General features: G+C 62.7%; 19 protein-coding genes. 18 read left to right on the forward strand and 1 reads right to left on the reverse strand.

Annotated elements, in window-relative coordinates; all coding sequences use genetic code 11:
• Positions 1-10 precede the first annotated feature (10 nt).
• The 5 genes from ruvX to JOD78_RS10185 all read left to right on the forward strand — a co-directional run bounded on the left by ruvX (position 11) and on the right by JOD78_RS10185 (position 4,144).
• A complete protein-coding gene (ruvX, locus tag JOD78_RS10165) occupies positions 11-397 on the forward strand; it encodes a Holliday junction resolvase RuvX (RefSeq protein ID WP_008334858.1) in 387 nt (128 codons plus the stop codon).
• A complete protein-coding gene (gene pyrR / locus JOD78_RS10170; RefSeq protein ID WP_204726144.1) occupies positions 394-906 on the forward strand; it encodes a bifunctional pyr operon transcriptional regulator/uracil phosphoribosyltransferase PyrR in 513 nt (170 codons plus the stop codon). The genes ruvX and pyrR overlap by 4 nt, the downstream gene beginning before the upstream one ends.
• The gene (locus JOD78_RS10175; protein ID WP_008334861.1) at positions 899-1,858 is read left to right on the forward strand and encodes an aspartate carbamoyltransferase catalytic subunit; all 960 of its coding nucleotides are present in this window, start codon (positions 899-901) and stop codon (positions 1,856-1,858) included. Before pyrR ends, JOD78_RS10175 begins: the two co-directional genes overlap by 8 nt.
• Positions 1,859-1,920: 62 nt before the next feature.
• The gene (locus tag JOD78_RS10180; RefSeq protein ID WP_039789323.1) at positions 1,921-3,207 is read left to right on the forward strand and encodes a dihydroorotase; all 1,287 of its coding nucleotides are present in this window, start codon (positions 1,921-1,923) and stop codon (positions 3,205-3,207) included.
• 136 nt (positions 3,208-3,343) lie between these two features.
• Entirely contained in the window at positions 3,344-4,144 is an 801-nt protein-coding gene (locus JOD78_RS10185) for a lysophospholipid acyltransferase family protein (protein WP_134135622.1), read from the forward strand.
• Here JOD78_RS10185 and JOD78_RS10190 read toward each other — a convergent pair.
• A complete protein-coding gene (locus JOD78_RS10190; protein ID WP_209568140.1) occupies positions 4,074-4,898 on the reverse strand; it encodes a symmetrical bis(5'-nucleosyl)-tetraphosphatase in 825 nt (274 codons plus the stop codon). The genes JOD78_RS10185 and JOD78_RS10190 overlap by 71 nt on opposite strands.
• 111 nt (positions 4,899-5,009) lie before the next feature.
• On the opposite strand from JOD78_RS10190, the gene JOD78_RS10195 reads away from it, so the two are divergent.
• From JOD78_RS10195 to JOD78_RS10255, 13 genes are all read left to right on the forward strand, one after another.
• The gene (locus tag JOD78_RS10195) at positions 5,010-5,570 is read left to right on the forward strand and encodes a sugar transferase (protein ID WP_039789887.1); all 561 of its coding nucleotides are present in this window, start codon (positions 5,010-5,012) and stop codon (positions 5,568-5,570) included.
• Between the two features lie 41 nt (positions 5,571-5,611).
• The gene (locus JOD78_RS10200) at positions 5,612-7,612 is read left to right on the forward strand and encodes a nucleoside-diphosphate sugar epimerase/dehydratase (protein WP_134135619.1); all 2,001 of its coding nucleotides are present in this window, start codon (positions 5,612-5,614) and stop codon (positions 7,610-7,612) included.
• A 54-nt stretch (positions 7,613-7,666) separates the two neighbouring features.
• Entirely contained in the window at positions 7,667-9,043 is a 1,377-nt protein-coding gene (locus JOD78_RS10205) for a phosphomannomutase/phosphoglucomutase (RefSeq protein ID WP_310162089.1), read from the forward strand.
• 58 nt (positions 9,044-9,101) lie between these two features.
• On the forward strand, positions 9,102-10,079 hold the full coding sequence (waaC, locus tag JOD78_RS10210) for a lipopolysaccharide heptosyltransferase I (RefSeq protein WP_121042739.1): 978 nt from the start codon (positions 9,102-9,104) through the stop codon (positions 10,077-10,079).
• Positions 10,080-10,245: 166 nt separating this feature from the next.
• Entirely contained in the window at positions 10,246-11,115 is an 870-nt protein-coding gene (locus JOD78_RS10215; RefSeq protein WP_134135615.1) for a Kdo hydroxylase family protein, read from the forward strand.
• A gap of 1 nt (position 11,116) precedes the next feature.
• Entirely contained in the window at positions 11,117-12,397 is a 1,281-nt protein-coding gene (gene waaA, locus JOD78_RS10220) for a lipid IV(A) 3-deoxy-D-manno-octulosonic acid transferase (protein ID WP_209568135.1), read from the forward strand.
• Between the two features lie 197 nt (positions 12,398-12,594).
• Entirely contained in the window at positions 12,595-13,674 is a 1,080-nt protein-coding gene (gene rfbB / locus JOD78_RS10225) for a dTDP-glucose 4,6-dehydratase (protein WP_121042743.1), read from the forward strand.
• Entirely contained in the window at positions 13,674-14,579 is a 906-nt protein-coding gene (gene rfbA, locus JOD78_RS10230) for a glucose-1-phosphate thymidylyltransferase RfbA (protein ID WP_039789334.1), read from the forward strand. Before rfbB ends, rfbA begins: the two co-directional genes overlap by 1 nt.
• Positions 14,580-14,655: 76 nt before the next feature.
• A complete protein-coding gene (gene rfbC, locus JOD78_RS10235) occupies positions 14,656-15,201 on the forward strand; it encodes a dTDP-4-dehydrorhamnose 3,5-epimerase (protein WP_121042745.1) in 546 nt (181 codons plus the stop codon).
• Positions 15,198-16,112 carry a dTDP-4-dehydrorhamnose reductase gene (gene rfbD, locus JOD78_RS10240; RefSeq protein WP_134135610.1) on the forward strand — a complete coding sequence of 305 codons (915 nt, stop codon included), beginning with the start codon at positions 15,198-15,200 and terminating at the stop codon, positions 16,110-16,112. The genes rfbC and rfbD overlap by 4 nt, the downstream gene beginning before the upstream one ends.
• Positions 16,099-16,920 (forward strand): ABC transporter permease, encoded by an 822-nt coding sequence (locus JOD78_RS10245; protein WP_121043076.1) that lies wholly within the window; start codon positions 16,099-16,101, stop codon positions 16,918-16,920. Before rfbD ends, JOD78_RS10245 begins: the two co-directional genes overlap by 14 nt.
• Positions 16,910-18,286, forward strand: a complete 1,377-nt coding sequence (locus JOD78_RS10250) for an ABC transporter ATP-binding protein (RefSeq protein ID WP_134135608.1) — start codon at positions 16,910-16,912, stop codon at positions 18,284-18,286. Before JOD78_RS10245 ends, JOD78_RS10250 begins: the two co-directional genes overlap by 11 nt.
• Before the next feature lie 94 nt (positions 18,287-18,380).
• Positions 18,381-21,548: a glycosyltransferase gene (locus JOD78_RS10255; RefSeq protein ID WP_134135606.1), complete on the forward strand. Its 3,168-nt coding sequence runs from the start codon at positions 18,381-18,383 to the stop codon at positions 21,546-21,548.
• Positions 21,549-21,571 lie beyond the last annotated feature (23 nt).

Below are 21,571 nucleotides of genomic sequence, written 5' to 3' on the forward strand. Positions count from 1 at the left end.
GCGGGGACGTTTGGATACCATCCTGGCCTTCGACTTCGGCTTGAAGCGCATCGGCGTGGCCGTGGGCAATACCGGCCTGAAGCAGGCGCAGCCGCTGGCGGTGATCAGCGAAGCGACCAACGACGGCAAGTTCGCGGCGATTGCGCGCCTGATTGCGGAGTGGCAACCGGCTCGCTGCGTGGTCGGCCTGCCCTTGCATCCGGACGGTGCCGAGCACGAGATGAGCGTGCGCTGCCGCCGCTTTGCCAACCAGTTGCACGGCCGCTACGGGCTCGAGGTCACGCTGGTGGATGAACGCTACAGTTCGGCGGTCATCCAGCACCAGCGCGGCGAACAGATCGACGACCAGGCGGCCGCCATCATTTTGCAGCAATACTTTGACGACGCACATTCATGAGCACAACACCTTCCCAGCTTGATGCAGAAGCGCTGTACCAAACCTTGGTACAGCAGATCAAAGCCGGCCTGCAGGGCGCAACCGAGGTTGCGCTGGTGGGCATCCACTCCGGCGGTGCCTGGCTGGCTGAACGCCTGGCTACCGAACTGGGCCTGGCCGAGCGCCTGGGCTTCGTCGACGTGTCCTTTTACCGTGACGATTTTTCCGAGAAGGGCCTGCGCGCTGACGTGAAGCCCAGCCAAATTCCCTTCGATGTCGAGGGCGCCACCATCCTGCTGGTCGACGACGTGCTCTACACCGGCCGCACTACACGGGCCGCCATCAACGAACTGTTCGACTATGGCCGTCCGGCGCGCGTGCTGCTGGCGGCGCTGGTGGACCGCGGTGGCCGCGAGCTGCCCATTGCCGCCGATTTCGTCGCGGCCTCGGTCGAACTCAGCAAACAAGAAAACCTGCAACTGCAACGCGCCGACGACGGCCGCTTCTCCCTTACGGTGGTCCATGCTTAATCCCCAACTCAACAAAAACGGCGAACTGCAACACCTGCTGACCATCGAGGGCCTGCCGCGCTCGATCCTGACGCACATCCTCGATACTGCCTCGTCCTTCGTCAGCATCGGCGACCGCGAAGTCAAGAAGGTGCCGCTGATGCGCGGCAAGAGCGTCTTCAACCTGTTCTTCGAGAACTCCACGCGCACCCGCACCACCTTCGAGATCGCCTCCAAGCGCCTCTCGGCGGACGTGATCAACCTGAATATCCAGGCCTCCAGTACCAGCAAGGGCGAGTCGCTGCTGGACACCATCGACAACCTGGCGGCCATGCACGCCGACATGTTCGTGGTGCGCCATGCGCAATCGGGCGCGCCCTTCCTGATCGCCAAGCACCTGATCGATACGAAGCAGTCGCACGTCCACGTGGTCAACGCCGGTGACGGCCGCCACGCGCACCCGACCCAGGGTCTCTTGGACATGTACACCATCCGTCACTACAAGAAAGACTTCACCAACCTGCGTGTGGCCATCGTCGGCGACATCCTGCACAGCCGCGTGGCGCGCTCGGACATTCACGCGCTGACCACCCTGGGCGTGCCTGAAGTGCGCGCCATCGGTCCGCGCACCTTGCTGCCCAGCGGCCTGGAGCAGATGGGCGTGCGGGTCTTCCACAACATGGAAGAGGGCTTGAAGGATGTGGACGTCATCATCATGCTGCGCCTGCAGAACGAGCGCATGAGCGGTGCCTTGCTGCCGTCGGCGCAGGAGTTCTTCAAGAGCTACGGCCTGACCCCGGAACGCCTGGCCCTGGCCAAGCCGGACGCCATCGTCATGCACCCCGGCCCGATGAACCGCGGCGTGGAAATCGATTCCGCCGTGGCCGATGGCGCACAGGCCGTGATCCTGCCGCAGGTGACCTTCGGCATTGCGGTGCGCATGGCAGTCATGAGCATCGTGGCTGGCAATTGAACCCGGGTGACGACGACCGTCACCGCGACGTTTTGAACGATCCGTTAAGAAGACAAGAACTGATGAAACTGCATATCAAGAACGGCCGCCTGATCGACCCGGCCAACGGCATCGATGCCCAGCAGGATGTGTATGTGGCCGCCGGCAAGATCGTCGGCGTCGGCCAGGCCCCGGCTGACTTCGTGGCCAACAAGACCATCGACGCTACCGGCCTGATCGTGGCTCCCGGCCTGGTGGACCTGTCGGCCCGCTTGCGCGAGCCCGGCTACGAATACAAGGCCACGCTGGAATCCGAAATGCAGGCCGCCATCCAGGGCGGCGTGACCAGCCTGGTCTGCCCGCCGGATACCGACCCGGTGCTGGACGAACCTGGCCTGGTGGAAATGCTCAAGCACCGAGCCCGTTCGCTGAATCAGGCCCACGTCTATCCGCTGGGCGCGCTCACCGCCGGCCTCAAAGGAAAAGCGCTGACCGAAATGGCCGAGCTGACCGAAGCCGGCTGCATCGGCTTTTCGCAAGCCGAAGAGCCGATCACCGATACCACCGTGCTGCTGTCGGCCCTGCAATACGCCAAGACCTTCAACTACACCGTCTGGCTGCGCCCGCAGGACCCGCACCTGGGCCGCACCGGCATCGCCCACAGCGGCCCGGCCGCTTCGCGCCTGGGTTTGTCGGGCGTGCCGGTGATGTCGGAGACCATTGCGCTCTATACCCTGTTCGAACTGATGCGCGCCACCGGTGCCCGCGTCCACCTGTGCCGCATGTCCTCGGCCGCCGGTCTGGAGCTGGTGCGCCAGGCCAAGAGCGAAGGCCTGCCGGTGACCTGCGATGTGGGTGTACACCACATCCATCTGTGCGACCTGGACATCGGCTTCTTCGATTCCAATGCCCGCATGACGCCGCCGCTGCGCTCGCAGCGCGACCGTGAAGCGATCCGCACGGCCTTGCTGGATGGCACCATCGATGCCGTCTGCTCGGATCACACCCCGGTCGATGACGATGAGAAGCTGCTGCCCTTCGGCGAAGCCTCGCCGGGCGCAACCGGCCTGGAACTGCTGCTGTCGCTGTCGCTGAAGTGGGCGCTGGAGACTGAAGGCGAGGGCAAGGAAGTACTGTCCAAGGCCATCTCCAAGGTGACCCATCGCGCCGCCAAGGTGGCGGGCCTGAAGGCCGGCAACCTGGCCGTGGGCAGCGTGGCCGACCTGTGCCTGTTTGATCCCAACACCTTGTGGAAGGTGCAGGGCTCGGCACTGGCCAGCCAGGGCAAGCACACCCCGTTCCTAGGCTATGAGCTGCCGGGCGTGGTCAAGGCGACCATCGTCTCGGGGCATATTGCCTTCGAGCGCTGAAAACCTGTCGCTTGATTTTCAGTTTGATTTTTTCTTGATCGATGGTTGACTGCGGGCAACTTCGATCTTGAATTTCGATCAAGCCGTTTTTCGTCACGACGATTCGATCACGACCTCATCAAGACCCGAATACGCCATGTTCGTTTTCCGTTTGCTGCGCCTGATCGCGCATCTCTTCAAGGGCATGGCGGTCTGTGCCTTCCTGTTCCCGTTCACCTCCGAGAAGGGGCGGGAGGCGCACATCCGGCGCTGGTCGCGCAAGCTGCTGCGCATCTGCGGCATCGCCATCAAGATCGACAGCCCGCTGCCGATTCCGCGTTCGTTGCTGGTGTCCAATCACGTGAGCTGGCTGGACATCTTCGTGGTCAACTCGCTGCAGCCCTGCCGTTTCGTGGCCAAGTCGGAAATCCGCAGCTGGCCCCTGATCGGCTGGCTGTGCGCCAAGACCGGCACCATCTTCATTTCGCGCGGCAAGGCCAGCGACGTGCGGCGCATTTTCAAAGGCCTGGTGGAAAGCATCGAGAAGGACGAGCACGTCGCCTTCTTTCCTGAAGGCACGACGGCCGCGCAGGGCACGCTGCTGCCTTTCCACGCCAACCTGTTCGAGGCTGCCATCGATGCCAAGGCACCGGTGCAGCCGTATGCGCTGCGTTATGTGGATGGCGAGGGCCGGCTGCATGCGGCGGCTGATTTCATCGGGGACATGTCCATCGCCGAGAGCATCATGAGCATCCTCAAGTCCAAGGGGATGACGGCCGAACTGAAGCAATTGCCCCTGATCAGCACGGACGGCGCGCATCGCCGCGACCTCGCGCGCACCGCGCGTGAAGTCATTGCCACCGGACTGGGATACTCGCCGGAATCGCTCAGCCCGGCCGCCGCGCCTGCGGACACTGCACCTGGAACAGCGCCCGATCCTCAAGTCGCACCGCACTGAGCTTGCCGCCCCAGACACATCCCGTGTCGAGGGCGATCAGGTTGGGGCGCATCACCAGTCCCAGTGTGGACCAGTGACCGAAGACCACGGTCACGTCTTCGGTCCTTCGCCCTGGCACCTCGAACCAGGGCATCAGACCTTCCGGCGCCGCTGCCGCGCCTTCCTTCACCGCAAAGTCCATCGTCCCGTCCGCCTGGCAAAAGCGCAGGCGGGTGAAGGCATTGATGATGCAGCGCAGGCGATCATGGCCGGCCAGGTCGTCGCTCCAGCGGTCGGGCTGGTTGCCGTACATGTGGCGCAGGAAGTCCATCCACTGGTTGCTGCGCAGCATGGTTTCCACCTCGTTGGCCAGCGCCAGGGCTTGTTGCAGGTCCCATTGGGGCAGCACGCCGGCATGCACGATCAGGTGGCCTTGTTCGTGGATGGCCATGGGGCGGTGGCGCAGCCAGTCGATGAGCTCGTCGCGGTCGGGGGCGTTGAGGATATCGTCGAGGGTGTCGTCGCGGTGCGCCGGGCGGATGCCGCAGGCCACGGCCAGCAGGTGCAGGTCATGGTTGCCCAGCACCGATTGGGCGCGCTCGCCCATCTGCATCACGGTGCGCAGGGTGTGAAGGGATTGGGGGCCGCGGTTGATGAGGTCGCCGGCGAAGATCAGTGAAGGGGTGGTGTCCGGGAGGCTGGCCAGCAACTGTTCCAGGGAACCGGCACAACCCTGCAGGTCGCCGATCGCATAGATAGGGGAAGAAGAATGCATATGAAGTAAAAAGCTTGCTGTGCCTGCAAGAATGGGCAAGGAAATGTTAGCGGCTGTCATACATAAAAGTTATCATACGACGGCATTTGCACGGTTGTGCCTATTTTGATCATGAAACGTTTCTTTGACATTTTTGTTGCTGTGGCGGCCTGCCTGGTGCTGGCACTACCGATGTTGCTGGTGGCCATCCTGGTCAAGCTGACCTCGCGCGGACCGGTCCTGTACTGGTCGGATCGGGTAGGGCAGGATAACCGGATCTTCAGCATGCCCAAATTCCGGTCGATGAAAACGGGAACCCCGGCGGTGGCGACGCATCTGTTGACCGATTCCGGTTCACACCTGACGCCCATCGGCGGCCTGCTGCGCAAGACCAGCCTGGATGAGCTGCCGCAACTGTGGAGCATCGTGCGAGGCGACATGTCGCTGGTCGGTCCCCGGCCGGCGCTTTACAATCAGCATGATCTCATCGCGTTGCGCAGTGAACGCGGGGTACACAGGCTCAAGCCGGGCCTGACGGGCTGGGCACAGGTGAATGGGCGCGATGAACTGCCGATTCCCGTCAAGGTCCAGTTCGACGAGCAATACCTGAGACAGCAGTCCTTCTTCTTCGACCTGCGCATCCTCTGGATGACGGTGGCCAAAGTGCTCGGACGGGATGGTATTTCTCACTGAACATCTTGCAAGGAACCAATAAAAATGAAGGATTGGCAGTCATGAGACGCCATGTGCTGGATTTGCCGCGGTTGAACAAGCAAGCCATCGTTGCCACCATCGATGTCCTGATCTCCTTGCTGGCGACCTGGATCGCCTTTTCCCTGCGCCTGGACAGCTTGCACTGGCCGCAGGGTTACCAGTGGCATGTCTACCAGATTGCTCCGGTACTGATGTTGCCCATCTTCGTGCGCATGGGCCTGTACCGCTCGGTGTTCCGCTACACCGGGATTGCCGCGATCGTGACCATCGCCAAGGCCGTCGCTCTCTATGGACTGTTGCTGTTCACCTTGCTGGTGTGGCTGGCCTTGCCGGGCGTTCCGCGTTCGCTCGGCGTCCTGCAGCCGCTGCTGCTGCTGGTGATGGTGGGCGGAAGCCGCGCCTTTGCCCGGCTGTGGCTGAGCCAGGTCGATTCCAAGCGCAAGCATCTGCGCCAGTCGCGTCTGCTGGTCTACGGTGCCGGCCAGGTGGGCGCGCAGATTGCCGAAGCCATGGAGCGGCAGCACCAGCTGGTGCTGTTCGGTTTCCTGGAAGACAACCGCGAACTCTATGGCAAGACCATCAACGGCCGCCGCGTCTATCCCGCCAGCGAGGCGGAGCGTCTGATCGAGACCTTTGCGATCACCGATATCCTGCTCGCGCTGCCCTCCATCAGCCGGGCCCGGCGCAAGGAAATCATCGAGAAGTTGCGGCCGTTCCATGTGCATATCCGCTCGGTCCCCGATCTGGCAGACCTGGCGCAAGGAAAAGTGGCCATCACCGATGCCCATGAACTGGATATCCTCGATTTGCTGGGACGCGAGCCGGTGCTGCCCAATCCCGCGCTGGTAGGCCGCAACGTCACCAACAAGGTGGTGCTGGTCACCGGGGCCGGCGGCAGCATCGGCAGTGAGCTGTGCCGCCAGATCCTCAGCTCGCGGCCCTCCAAGCTGCTGCTGTTTGAGCAGAATGAATACAACCTCTACACGATTCACCGCGATCTGCAGCAGCGGCAGGCCAGCGTCTCGCCCGGCACTGAACTGATCCCGCTGCTGGGCGACGTCTGCCACTTCGATCGCATCAGCCAGGTCTGCCGTACCTGGCAACCGCGCACGATCTACCACGCCGCGGCCTACAAGCACGTGCCGCTGGTTGAGCACAACCCGGTCGAGGGCGTGACCAACAACGTCTTCGGGACCTATTGCGTGGCGCGGGCAGCGATTGAAAACCAGGTCAGCGACTATGTGCTCATCAGCACCGACAAGGCGGTGCGCCCGACCAACATCATGGGGGCCAGCAAGCGCATGGCGGAAATGGTCTTGCAGTCGCTCTCCGATGTCGAGGTGGTGCCGCGTTTCCTCGGGCAGGAAGCCAATGGCACCGGGACGCGCAACCTGACGCGTTTTTCGATGGTGCGTTTCGGCAATGTGCTGGGCTCTTCCGGCTCGGTGGTGCCGCTGTTCCGCGAGCAGATCAAGGCCGGCGGTCCGATCACGCTCACCGATCCCGATGTGACGCGCTACTTCATGCTCATTCCGGAGGCCGTGCAACTGGTCCTCCAGGCCGGCGCGATGACCGAAGGCGGTGACGTGTTCGTGCTCGACATGGGCGAGCCGGTCCGCATCCTCGATCTGGCGCGTCGCATGGTGGAGTTGTCCGGCTTGTCGGTACGCGATGAGCACAATCCGGACGGCGACATCGAAATCCAGACGGTCGGACTGCGCCCGGGTGAGAAGCTGTATGAAGAATTGCTCATCGGCGAACAGCCGGCGCCGACCGCGCATCCGCGCATCATGACCGCGCATGAAGATTTCATCCCGTGGGACCGTCTGGCCGAGGAACTGCGCCATCTCCATGACGCGCTGCAGGCCAATGACATCGGGGCCATCCGCGCGCTGCTGCACAAGCTGGTCAGCGGCTACCAGCCGGCAGCCGAGATCGTTGACTGGGCCTTTGTCGAGAAGCGCCGCCAGGCCGCGCAGCGACTGGAGAGCCCGCGTCTTGAGGTGGTCAGCAAATCATGATGGCTCGCTCTGAATCCGTATTCCCTCCAACCCGTATCCGTACTTGAGGACCTGATTTCCATGATCTCCAATTCCATTTTCAAAGCCTACGACATCCGCGGCATCATCGACAAAACCCTGGACGACCAGGTCGCCTTCCAGATCGGCCAGGCCTTCGGTGCCGCCGCCCTGGCCAAGGGGCAGAAGAAGGTCGTGATCGGGCGCGATGGCCGGCTCTCGGGCCCCTCGCTGTCGGCCGCGCTGGCCAAGGGTTTGCAGGCGGTCGGGGTGGATGTGATCGATCTCGGCATGGTCGCCACGCCGATGGTCTATTTCGGCACCCACGTGCTGGACACGCAGTCCGGCATCATGGTCACCGGCAGCCACAATCCGCCGGACTACAACGGTTTCAAGATGGTGCTGGCCGGTGAAGCCATCCACGGCGAGACCATCCAGGGCCTGTACCAGGCCATCGTCAAGGGCGAATTCCCGCAGGGTGCCGGCAACTACAGCACGCATGACATCAAGGCCGCCTACATCGCCCGCATGATTTCGGACGTCAAGCTGGCCCGTCCCCTGAAGATCGCCGTGGACTGCGGCAACGGCGTGGCCGGTGCCTTTGCCGGTGAAATCTATCGCGCGCTGGGCTGTGAAGTCACCGAGCTGTTCTGCGAAGTGGATGGCAATTTCCCCAACCACCACCCCGACCCGGCTCATCCGGAAAACCTGCAGGACCTGATCCGCTGCCTGCAGGAAACCGACAACGAACTCGGCCTGGCCTTCGATGGCGACGGTGACCGCCTCGGCCTGGTGACCAAGGATGGCCAGATCATCTACCCGGACCGCCAGCTGATGCTCTTCGCCGAAGACGTGCTGACCCGCAACCCGGGCAAGGAAATCCTGTACGACGTCAAGTGCACCCGCCACCTGGCGCCCTGGATCACCGCACGCGGCGGCCAGCCGCTGATGTGGAAGACCGGCCACTCGCTGGTCAAGGCCAAGCTGCGCGAAACCGGTGCGCCGCTGGGCGGCGAGATGAGCGGCCACATCTTCTTCAAGGACCGCTGGTTCGGTTTCGACGACGGCCTCTACGCCGGCGTGCGCATGCTGGAACTGATGGCCCGCCAGAGCGATCCGTCGGCCGTGCTCAACGCCCTGCCGCAATCGGTCAGCACCCCGGAACTGCAGCTGAAGCTGCAGGAAGGCGAGAACTTCGCGCTCATCGGCAAGCTGCAAAGCGATGCCAGGTTCGACGGTGCCCAGGACATCATCACCATCGACGGCCTGCGCGTGGAGTACGCCGACGGCTTCGGCCTGGCCCGTTCCTCCAACACCACGCCGGTGGTGGTGCTGCGTTTCGAGGCCGAGACGCCCGAGGCACTGGAGCGCATCCAGGGCGAATTCCGCAAGGTCATCCTGGCCGCGCGTCCTGATGTGACACTGCCGTTCTGATGCGCCGATGAGGTAAGATGCTGGCCCACCAATAAAGTCACGCCAACGTGGGTCAGCCTTGAACATTCTTATCGTCCGTGTCTCCTCGCTGGGAGACGTCGTCCACAACATGCCGATGGTGGCGGACATCCATCGTCATTTCCCCGCGGCCCAGATCGACTGGGCGGTCGAAGAGGGCTACACCAGTCTGGTCGGCCTCAATCCCCACGTCCGCAAGATCATCCCGATCGCCCTGCGGCGCTGGCGCAAGACCCTGTTCTCGGCGGCCACGCGCGCCGAGATCGGGGCATTCCGGCGGGAGCTGCAGGCCGAGCGCTATGACCTCGTGTTCGATACTCAGGGCCTGCTCAAGACCAGCGTCGTGATGCGCATGGCGCGCCTGGCACCGCAGGGCCGCCGCATCGGCCTGGCCAATGCGACCGAAGGCTCGGGATATGAACCAATCTCCCGCATTTTCCATGACCAGAGCATCCCGGTCGGCCTGCGCACGCACGCCGTCACGCGCGCCAGGCTGGTCGCGGCGGCTGCGCTGGGCTATCAGTTGGACGGGCAGCCCGACTTTGCCCTGCAGCCGCCGGAGCCTGCGCGCTGGGCCTGGATGCCGGAGCAGCCGTATGTCGTTTTCTTCCATGGTACCGCCCGTGCTGCCAAGCAGTGGCCGCAGGCGCAGTGGATCAAGCTGGGCCAGGCCCTGGCCGCGCGCGGATTGCAGATCCTGCTGCCCTGGGGCAGTGCCCGCGAGCAGGAGGCGGCACGCCAGTTGGCGGCCGGCATTCCCGGTGCCACCGTGCTGCCGGCGCTGCCGATGATGCAGGCTGTGGCCCTGGTGCAGCAGGCGCGGCTGGTGGTCGGACTCGACACCGGCCTGACCCACATCGCCGCCGCCTATGGCAAGCCGACCATCGAACTCTACTGTGACTCGCCGCGCTGGAAGACCGAGGGCAACTGGTCGCCGGCGATCATCAACCTGGGCGATCTGGGCGCGCCGCCGTCCGAAGAGGATGTGTTGACGGCCGCGCTGCGCTTGCTGGCCTGAGTTTGATTGTCCCTTGGGGCGGACTTGGGTATGCGTTGAAGCAGATCAAACGCCCTGTTCAAAGCATCAACTTTGCGTGACAAGCCGCATCCGGCCTGCCTTGCAGGCGTGCCAGGGCCACCGGGTTGGCCACACGGGCAGAGCGCTTGCGGGCATAATACGCGCCATGGAATCGCAAATTATCGAGATTGGCCTGACCGAATGGCAGGTCGAGTATCCCAATCAGGACTGGATCACTGCGCTGGAAGCCGGCAAGGTGCTGTACTTCCCGCAGCTGGCTTTCCAGTTGATGGACTCCGAGCGCAAGCTGCTGGATCCGGCCGTGCGCGCGCCCAAGTCGCGCAACATCAGCCTGGATGCACGCGGACACATCAAGGGTGCCGCCGGCGCCACCGAGCAGCAGCTGGCGCTGGCCGCGATGATTGGCCGCTTCCGCGAGCAGGCGTTGTCGCTGGTGCATACCTTGTTGCCCAAATACCGCGATGCCTTGCGCATTGCCCCGACCAGCTACCGCCCGATGCAGGTGGAGACGCGGGCCCAGTCGTGGCGTGCCGATGACCGCCGCATGCACGTGGACGCTTTTCCTTCGCGGCCCAATTACGGCGAACGCATCCTGCGCGTCTTTACCAATGTGAATCCCGATGGCGTGCCGCGCGTCTGGCGCGTGGGCGAGCCTTTCGAGACTGTGGCGCAGCGCTTTTTGCCGCGTGCCAAACCTTATGTGCGCTGGCAGGCCAGCGTGCTCAAGGCGCTGCATGTGACCAAGTCCTTCCGCAGCGAATACGATCACCTCATGCTGCAATTGCATGACGGCATGAAGGGCGACATGCAGTACCAGCAGGATGCTCAGCAGGTCACCATGCCCTTTGCCGCCGGCTCCGTCTGGATCTGCTTCTCGGACCAGGCCTCGCACGCGGTCATGTCGGGCCAGTACATGATGGAACAGACCCTGCACCTGGCACCGGACCAGCAATATGATCCGCAATCCAGTCCGCTGGCCATTCTGACGCGCCTGGTCGGCCATCCCCTGGTCTGAGATGCGGCTGCTGTATTCACTCGTCTGGTGGCTGGTGCTGCCGTTGGTACTGCTGCGCCTGTGGCGGCGCGGCCGCAAGGAACCGGGCTACCGGGCGCATGTGGGCGAACGCCTGGGCTTCTATTCGCAAGAGGCGCGCCTGTCTGGCCCACAGGCGCGTTTCATCTGGGTGCATGCCGTCTCGGTTGGCGAGACCCGTGCCGCCGAGCCGCTCATCGACGCCTTGTTGCAGCAATATCCGCAGCATTCCATTCTGCTCACCTGCATGACCGCCACCGGCCGCGAGACGGGAACTCAGGTCTATGGCAAGCACGGTGCGCGCGTGGTGCAGAGCTTCCTGCCGTACGACACGGGATGGATGTGCGCGCGTTTCCTGCGCCACTTCCGGCCTGTGGTGTGCGTGCTGATGGAGACCGAAGTCTGGCCCAACCTGATCAGGCAATGCCGCCGGCACCAGGTGCCGGTGATGCTGGCCAATGCCCGCCTGTCGGAGCGTTCACTGCGGCGCGGCCAGCGTTTTGCCGCGCTGCTGCGTCCGGCGGCCGAGGCGATCGATGTGGTCGCGGCCCAGTCGCCGGCCGACGCTGAGCGCCTGCGTGCCTTCGGGGCGCGGCACGTCGAAGTGACCGGCAGCCTCAAGTTCGACGTGCAGCCGCCGGCCGAGATGGTCGATCGCGGTCTTGCATGGAAGCGCGCCATCGGGGAGCGCAAGATCCTGCTCTGTGCCAGCACGCGCGAGGGCGAGGAAGCCTTGATTCTGGATGCGCTGGCCAAGCTGGGGAGGACCGGCTGGCTGACGGTGATCGTGCCGCGCCACCCGCAGCGTTTCGATGAGGTGGCCGGAATGGTACAGGCACAGGGTTTGCGCTTGCGCCGGCGTGCCGCCCTGGGGCAGGGCGTTGACTGGGATCAGGTGGATGTCGTGTTGGGCGATTCCATGGGCGAAATGTTCGCCTATTACGCCTTGTGTGATGTGGCCTTCATTGGCGGCAGTCTGTTGCCGCTGGGGGGGCAGAACCTGATTGAGGCGCTGGCGCTGGGCAAGCCGGTGCTGGTCGGCGAGCACACCTTCAATTTCCTCAGTATCACGGACCAGGCCATCAAGGCCGGTGCGGCTTGTCGCATCTCTTCAGCTGAACAATTGTGGGACATGGCGAGCGCGCTGTTTGCCGATCCGGATCGGATCGCTGCCATGACGCATGCGGCGCATGGCTTCGCCGGCGCGCATCAGGGCGCCTCGCATAAAACAACAGAACTGCTGGCACCCCTGTTGGCAAGATGAGCGCGTGAAGTCCGTTTCAGAACTCGTAACTTTACGAGGCGCAAGGGGTTGTTGCTTTCGGGAACGCCTGTCAAGCGGCCAATCTCGCAATTGGTCACCAGTTCTGAGATAATTCTCGGTCGTTGGCTTTTGGAGTTGTCTTAAATGCAACTTAACGAGTCCATTGCTATTTGCCGTAAATTTATCAGGGTCGTGAAATGATTTTTGTCACCGGGGGGGCGGGCTTTATCGGTTCCAATTTCGTGTTGGAATGGCTGAAGTCCAATGACGAGTCTGTCGTCAATTTCGACAAGCTGACATATGCAGGCAATCTTGAAAATCTCAAGAGCCTGGGGGATGATCCCCGCCATATTTTCGTCCAAGGTGACATCTGCGATCAGGATCAGGTGCAGGCGTTGTTCCTGCAGTACCGTCCGCGCGCCATCCTGCACTTCGCCGCCGAAAGCCATGTGGATCGTTCCATCCATGGTCCGGGCGAGTTCATTCGCACCAACATCAACGGTACCTTCTCCCTGCTGGAGGCAGCCCGTGCCTACTGGAGCGGGCTGGACGGACAGGAAAAATCCGATTTCCGTTTCCTGCACGTGTCCACCGATGAAGTCTACGGCTCGCTCAGCCCTGAGGATCCGGCCTTCACCGAGACCACGCCGTATGCGCCCAACAGCCCTTATTCGGCCTCGAAGGCAGCTTCTGACCACCTGGTGCGCTCGTATCATCACACCTACGGTTTGCCGACCCTGGTGACCAATTGCTCCAACAATTACGGTCCTTATCACTTCCCCGAGAAGCTGATTCCCCTGGTCATTTCCAATGCCCTGGCGGGGCAGTCGCTGCCCATCTACGGTGACGGCATGCAAGTGCGAGACTGGCTGTACGTGACTGATCACTGCGCGGCCATCCGCCGCGTGCTGGAGGCCGGTCGTCCCGGGCAGGAATACAACGTCGGCGGCAACAATGAAAAGGCCAACCTGGACGTGGTCAAGGTCTTGTGCGGCCTGCTGGATGAGCTTTCGCCCAAGGCTAGCGGCAAGTATTTTGATCAGGCCGTGTTCGTGGCAGATCGTCCCGGCCATGACCGTCGCTACGCCATCAACGCCGCCAAGATCGCCGGCGAACTGGGCTGGACCCCGGCCGAGACCTTCGAGACCGGCATGCGCAAGACGGTCGAGTGGTATCTGGCCAATCAGGACTGGGTAGCCAACGTGCGTTCGGGCGAATACCGCAAGTGGATCGAAGGCAATTACCATGGCCGTGAGCAAATCGCCGGAGCACAATAATGAGCACAGCTACCCAATCGGCAAGCACCAAGAAGGGCATCATTCTCGCGGGAGGCTCGGGCACGCGCCTGTACCCCGTCACCACGGTGGTGTCCAAGCAGCTGCTGCCGGTCTATGACAAGCCCATGATCTATTACCCGCTGAGCACGCTGATGCTGGCGGGGATTCGCGACATCCTCATCATCTCGACACCGCAGGACCTGCCGCGTTTCCGCGACCTGCTCGGTGACGGCAGCAAGTGGGGCCTGTCGCTGAACTACGCGGTGCAGCCTACACCGGATGGCCTGGCACAAGCCTTCATCATCGGCCGTGACTTCATCAACGGCGAGAACTCGGCACTGATTCTGGGTGACAACATCTATCACGGCGAGGATTTCGAGCGCAACCTCAAGCACGCTGCGGCGCGCGAGAGTGGTGCGACCGTCTTCGCCTATCATGTCAATGATCCCGAGCGTTATGGCGTGGTCGAGTTCGACGCTCAGCGGCGCGCGGTCAGCATCGAAGAAAAGCCGGCCGCACCGCGTTCCAACTACGCCGTGACCGGGCTGTATTTCTACGACAAGCAGGTGTGTGACATCGCGGCATCGATCAAGCCCTCCGCCCGCGGCGAGCTGGAAATTACCGACGTCAACCGTGCCTACCTTGAAGCAGGTACCCTGAATGTGGAACTGATGGGGCGCGGCATGGCATGGCTCGATACCGGTACGCAGGATTCCTTGCTTGAGGCCGGGCAATTCATCGCCACCCTCGAACACCGCCAGGGACTGAAGGTGGCCTGCCCGGAGGAAATCGCTTTCCGCAAGGGCTACATCGACGCCGAAATGCTTGAGCGCCAGGCCGAGGTTCTCAAGAAGAACGCCTACGGACAGTATCTGTTCAGACTGTTGCGCGGAGATATCGTCTAGTCCACGCCCATCGGACATCAGCCATGCGGATCCCGATGGGGTCCGTTTTGATTTTTCCCTAGCCCATTGACGCAGCATGCAAATCCAGACGACAGACCTGCCCGGAGTAGTGATCATCGAACCCAAGGTGTTTGGCGATGACCGCGGGTTTTTCTATGAAAGCTTCAATGAGCAGCGCTTCGCAGAAGCGACTGGTCAGCGCGTCAACTTCGTGCAAGACAATCATTCGCGCTCGGCACGCAATGTCCTGCGCGGGCTGCACTATCAGATCCAGCAGGCGCAGGGCAAGCTGGTGCGCGTGATCATGGGCGAGGTGTATGACGTCGCCGTGGACATCCGCAAGAGTTCGCCGCATTTCGGACGCTGGACCGCCGTGCGGCTGTCTGCCGAAAACCGCCGCCAGCTGTGGATTCCGCCGGGCTTTGCCCATGGTTTCGTGGTCACCACCGACTACGCTGAATTCCTCTACAAGACCACCGATTACTGGGCGCCCCAGCATGAGCGCTGCATTCGCTGGGATGATCCGGCGCTGGGGATCGACTGGCCGCTGGATAGCGAGCCCGTGTTGTCGGCGAAGGACGCGGTCGGCGCATTGCTGGCCGATGCGGAGGTATTTGAATGAAGATTCTGGTGACCGGCAAGAACGGTCAGCTTGGCAGTGAACTGGTCCGTGCGTTTCGTGGCGTGGCCGAGGTCGCGGCGTTTGATCGTCAGACGCTGGACCTGGCCGATATCGGGCAGTTGCGCAGTCTGATTCGCGCGCAAGCCCCCGATGTGATCATCAATGCCGCGGCCTACACCGCAGTGGATCGCGCCGAGACCGAGCAGGCGGCAGCGCACGCGATCAATGCGCAGGCACCTGCCGTCATGGCCGAAGAGGCCAGCGCTCTGGGGGCGGCACTGATTCATTATTCCACCGACTACGTCTTCGACGGACGCAAGGCCGGGCCATACCTCGAAACCGATCCGACCGATCCGCAGAGCGTCTACGGCAAGACCAAGCTGGCGGGCGAGCAGGCCATCGCCGCGGCTACCGACAAGTTCTGGATCTGGCGGACCAGCTGGGTCTATGGCGTGCACGGCGGAAACTTCCTCAAGACCATGCTGCGTCTTGCCAGCGAGCGCACCAGCCTGCGTGTCGTGGCGGACCAGTTCGGTGCGCCGACCTTCGCCCGCGCAATTGCTGAAGCTACCCGCGATGCCTTGATGGCAGGCGACAACGCCGGCACGCCCGCGCGCGTGGCCGATACGGCGGGCATTTACCATTTCACCGGCGGAGGCCGGACCAACTGGCATGGCTACGCTCAATACGTCATCGAGCGTGCAGCCGAAGCCGGGCAGCCCTTGAACATCAAGGCAGCCGACATCGAGGCCATCCCTGCAGCGGCTTATCCGGTACCGGCACCGCGCCCGTCCAATTCCTGCCTGTCGCTGGAAAAATTCACGCAGACCTTCGGCCTGCCCATCGCTGCCTGGCAGGATGACGTCGATCGCTGCCTGGCAGAATTGTTTGCGCACCATGATCAAGCATAAGAGCACGCCCCTCTCGATGTTGTCCGGACTGTGGAACCATCGCGTCCTGATGCTGGAACTGGCGCGTCGCGAGGCCATCGGCCGCTACAAGGGTTCCTTGCTGGGCGTCTTCTGGAGTCTCGTGACGCCCTTGTTCATGTTGACCATCTACACGCTGGTGTTCAGCCATGTCTTCAAAGCGAAGTGGGGCGGGACCGGCGACGAGTCGCAATCGCAATTCGCCATCGTGCTGTTTGCCGGGCTGATCGTCTTCAATTTCTTTTCGGAATGCATCGGCAAGGCGCCCAGCCTGGTGCTCAACAACGTCAACTTCGTCAAGAAAGTGGTGTTCCCGCTGGAGATCCTGCCTTGCGTCAATCTCCTGTCGGCGCTGTTTCATGCAGCAGTCAGCCTGCTGGTCCTGGTCGGTTTCGAATGGACTGTGGCGGGCCATGTGCCGGTGACGGCGCTGTACATACCGCTGGTGCTGCTGCCCCTGGCCATGCTGATTGCCGGGGCAAGCTGGCTGCTGGCGGCCACCGGCGTCTATCTGCGTGACATTGGCCAGACCATCGGCATCTTCCTCACCGGCCTGATGTTCCTGTCGCCGATCTTCTTTCCGACCTCTGCATTGCCGGAGCAGTGGCGTTCGCTGGCGCGGCTGAATCCGCTGGCGATTCCCATCGAGCAAGCGCGCCAGGTGCTGATCTACGGCCATGCGCCCGACTGGCGCGAATGGCTGGTGTATGCGGCCGTCGCCGCAGTGACGGCCTGGTTCGGTTATTTCTGTTTTCAAAAGGCCAGAAAGGGTTTCGCGGATGTCCTCTGATATTGCGATCCGCGTCTCCGGTGTCAGCAAGAGCTTCAACACCTACGAGCGTCCTGCCGATCGGCTCACCCAGGCGGTACTGGCGGGCCTGGCCAGAATCGTGCCGGTGCCGGGCTTGCGGCAACGCCTGGGCCAGCGTGCGCATCAGCTGGCGCGCAAGCACCATGCGCTGTCCGATATCTCGCTGGAAATTCGCAAGGGCGAAACGGTCGGCATCATCGGCCGCAACGGCTCGGGCAAGAGTACCCTGCTGCAGATCATCTGCGGCACGCTCAATCCGAGCGCCGGATCGGTCGAGGTCACGGGGCGCGTGGCAGCCTTGCTGGAGCTGGGGTCCGGTTTCAATCCGGAATACAGCGGACGCGAAAATGTCTTCATGAACGGACAGCTGCTGGGACTCACGCGCCAGCAGATCGAAGCCCGCTTCAAGGACATCGAGGCGTTTGCCGATATCGGCGATTTCATGGACCAGCCGGTCAAGGCCTATTCCAGCGGCATGTATGTGCGCCTGGCCTTTGCCGTGATCGCCCACGTCGATGCCGACATCCTCGTGATCGATGAAGCGCTGGCTGTAGGCGATGCCTTCTTCACCCAGAAATGCATGCGCTTCCTGCGCGGTTTCATGAAGACCGGTACGGTGCTGTTCGTCAGCCATGACACCGCCTCGATCAAGAACCTGTGCACGCATGCCGTCTGGATCGACCGCGGTCACATGCGCTCGGCAGGAGAGCCACGCCATGTCTGCGATCTGTACCTGCAGGAATTCTATGAGGCCCAGCAGGGCAAGAGCGCCGTCGCCAAGGTGGCGCGGTCCAGCATTCGCGCTGAAGGTCCGAGCGTGGATGTGCGGCGTGACAAGATCAATGCCAGCAACCTGCGCAATGACCTGCAGGTCTTCACCTTCGATCCGGAGGCCGCAGCCCTGGGCAGCGGCGGTGCCGCCATTACCGATGTGAGTTTCGTCGGTGAGGATGGCGAGCGTCTGAACTGGGTGGTGGGCGGCGAGGCGGTGACGCTCGCCATCAGCATCACGGCTGTCGATTCCTTGCGCTCGCCGATCGTCGGTTTCTTCGTCAAGGACAAGCTGGGACAGACGCTGTTTGGGGAAAACACCTATCTCAGCTATGAGTCCGACCCGGTACCGTGCGCGGCGGGTGAGCAGCTGCAGGCGCGCTTCGAGTTTCGCATGCCGATCTTGCCCAATGGCCAGTATTCGATCAACGTCGCCGTGGCCGAGGGCACGCAGGACGAGCATGTACAATTGCACTGGATTCATGACGCCCTGATCTTCAAGTCCGAGTCCAGCAGTGTTTCCAGCGGACTGGTGGGCATACCCATGCAGGCCATCGTGCTGGAGCCGGCCTGACCATGCGCGCCGCAGCCCTCCTGCGCAATACCGCATCCCTTTCTTCAAACCATGGCCATCCCGTTGCAATTGGCCGTAGCCGAAATGATCAATAATGAACGTGCAATCCAGAAATGACAGCCAGTCCGGCACGCCGCAGCAATCGGGCCTGGAATTCACGGGCGAACGCTTTGTCCCGGAAGAGCATGGCAATATCGAGCTCGAACATTGGCACCGCTATCTGCAGGCGCGCGAACTGGCCGTCGGCAAGGATGTGCTGGATATCGCCAGCGGCGAAGGCTATGGTTCCGCCCTGATCTCGGAAGTGGCGCGCCAGGTGACGGGCGTCGATATCGCCCCCGAAGCCGTGGCCCATGCCAGCGCACGCTACCAGCGTCCCAACCTGCGCTATCTGGAGGGCAATTGTGCGGCCATTCCGCTGCCCGATCACAGCGTCGACCTGATCGTCAGCTTCGAGACCATCGAACATCACGAGCAGCACGAAGAAATGATGCGCGAGTTCAAGCGCGTGCTGCGTCCCGATGGCCTGTTGCTGATTTCCAATCCCGACAAGCATTTCTATTCGGAAGTGCCGAACTACAGCAACCCGTACCACGTCAAGGAGCTCTACGAACAGGAGTTCAAGCAGCTGCTCTCGGGCTGGTACAAGAACACCCGCTACTTTGGACAACGGCTGGTGTACGGTTCGGCGATCTTCCCGGAGGCCGGGGCGTCGGAGTCGATCCACTACGAAATGCAGGATCGCGAGATCCGTCCCAGCACTGGACTGCCGCGTCCGCTCTACTGGGTTGCGCTGGCTTCGGATGTGGAGCTGCCGGCGCTGTCGACCGGCTTGTTCGAGCAGGATCCACTCAGATCCGAACTGCTGCGCCAGTGGAAAGCCGCCGTCAAGGACCGGGATCGCATCCTCAATGAGCGTGCCCATCAGCTGGAGGAACGCGCCGAACACATCAAGCGCCTCAATGCCGAGCTGGAGGCCGCGCAGGAAGCCTTCACTACGGTGACCACCAGTATTTCCTGGAAGGCCTCCTTGCCCTTGCGCGAAGCTCGCCGATGGGTGATGACACCCGGCGCCCAGATTCGCCGTTACAGCGGGTATGGTTTTGGCGGGGCGCGCTGGATCTATCGCAGCATTCCGTTCTCGGCGCAAGCGCGGGTGGGACATCGCCGCTTCGTGCAAAAGTATCTGCCGGCGCTTTGGCGTCTGCTGACCCGTGTCGATCGCGGCCGTGTCGGCAACCAGGCACGCGCCATCAAGGGAACGCCCTATACCGAGTTCCCGTGGCAGACCACCACCATCGAGTTGCCGCAGCACGCGCAGCCGGTGGTATCGGTCATCGTGCCCATCTACGGCAAGCACAACTACACCCTGCGCTGCCTGGCGTCGATCCAGCGCCATCTGCCGGCCCTGCCGTTCGAGGTGATCGTGGTGGACGACTGCTCGCCTGACGAATCGCGTGACATCCTGGCGAAGGTCAAGGGCATTCGCCTGGTCCTCAACGAGACCAACCAGGGATTCCTGCGCTCCTGCAACCTCGGTGCCAAGCAGGCCCGCGGGCAGTACCTGTATTTCCTCAACAACGATACCGAAGTCACGCCAGGCTGGCTCGATACCCTGATCGCCACCTTCGACCAGTTCCCGGGGACCGGCCTGGTCGGTTCCAAGCTGGTCTACCCTGACGGCGTGCTGCAAGAGGCCGGGGGCATCATCTGGAAGGATGGCAGCGCCTGGAATTTCGGCCGCTACAAGGACCAGCTCGACCCCGTCTATTGCTACGCCCGCGAAACCGACTACTGCTCGGGCGCTTCGATCGTGGTGCCGGCCGCGCTGTATGCCGAGCTGGGCGGTTTTGACGAGTTGTACTTGCCGGCCTACTGCGAGGATTCCGATCTGGCATTGCGCATCCGCAGCCGCGGCTATCGGGTGATCTACCAGCCGCAGTCCGTGATCGTCCACTATGAAGGCGTAAGCAACGGCACCGACCTCAACTCTGGCGTCAAGGCCTATCAGGTCGAGAACATGCGCAAGCAATACGAGCGCTGGAAGGACTTGCTGGCGACCTACCAGGACAACGGCGTGGACGTCGACCGTGCCAAGGACCGCACGGCCACGCGCCGCGTACTGGTGGTGGATCATTGCACGCCGACGCCCGACCGCGATGCGGGATCGGTGATCATCTTCAATCTCATGCTGCTGATGCGCGAGATGGGCTTCCAGGTCACCTTCGTGGCCGAGGACAATCATCTGTATCTGCCCGGATACACCGATGAGCTGCAGGCCTATGGTGTCGAGGTGCTTTATGAACCTTACTGCCCGTCGGTGGAGGCGCACGTCAAGCAGTGCGGTTACCGCTATGACCTGGCGCTGCTGATTCGCCCGGGCGTCATCGAGAAGCATCTGGAAACCGTGCGCCGCCATTGCCCGCATGCCAAGCTGATCTATCACACCGTGGACCTGCATTACCTGCGCATGCAGCGCGAGGCCGCCGTTGCCGGCATCGACAACAAGCGCGACGTCGAGCAGATGAAGCTCATCGAGCATGATGCCATTCGCCGCGCCGATGCCAGCATCGTCGTGAGTACGGCCGAGCAGGCGCTGCTCAAGCAGGAGTTGCCGCAAGCACCGGTGCACGTGCTGCCCCTGATCATGGATGTGCCGGGTACCCGCGTCGGCTTTGCCGAGCGCCAGGACATCATCTTCGTGGGCGGCTACCAGCACACGCCCAACGTGGACGCCGTCGAGTACTTCGTGGCCGAGGTGCTGCCGCTGATTCACCAGAAGTTGCCCGACGTGCGCCTGCATGTGGTCGGCAGCAACGTGCCTGCCAGCATTGAGGCACTGGCCAGCGAGCGCGTGATCATCACGGGATTTGTTGACGATCTGCAGCCCCTGCAGGACCGCATGCGTGTCAACGTTGCGCCTTTGCGCTACGGTGCCGGCATCAAGGGCAAGATCGGCAGTGCCATGGCCGTCGGCCTGCCCAGCGTGGCCACCACCATCGCCACCGAAGGCATGGGCCTGGTGTCCGGCCGCGACGTCCTGGTCGCTGATGATGCACAGGCGCTGGCGGATCAGGTCTGCCAGCTTTACACCGATGAGGCCCTGTGGACCGCCATGAGCGCAGCCGGTATCAGTTTCGCTGATCAGGCATGGGGAGCGCGCGCGGCATGGAAGGCCTTCGAGAAGATCCTCGACAGCGTCGATCTGCCGGTCCGCCAGAGCAAGCGGCCGCTGTCGCTGTGGCGTCCGACATCAAACTGATAAAAAGCGGATAGGGGAAATAC

Origin of the sequence: Herbaspirillum sp. 1130 (genome assembly GCF_017833835.1) — a bacterium.
Classification (GTDB): domain Bacteria; phylum Pseudomonadota; class Gammaproteobacteria; order Burkholderiales; family Burkholderiaceae_D; genus Herbaspirillum; species Herbaspirillum huttiense.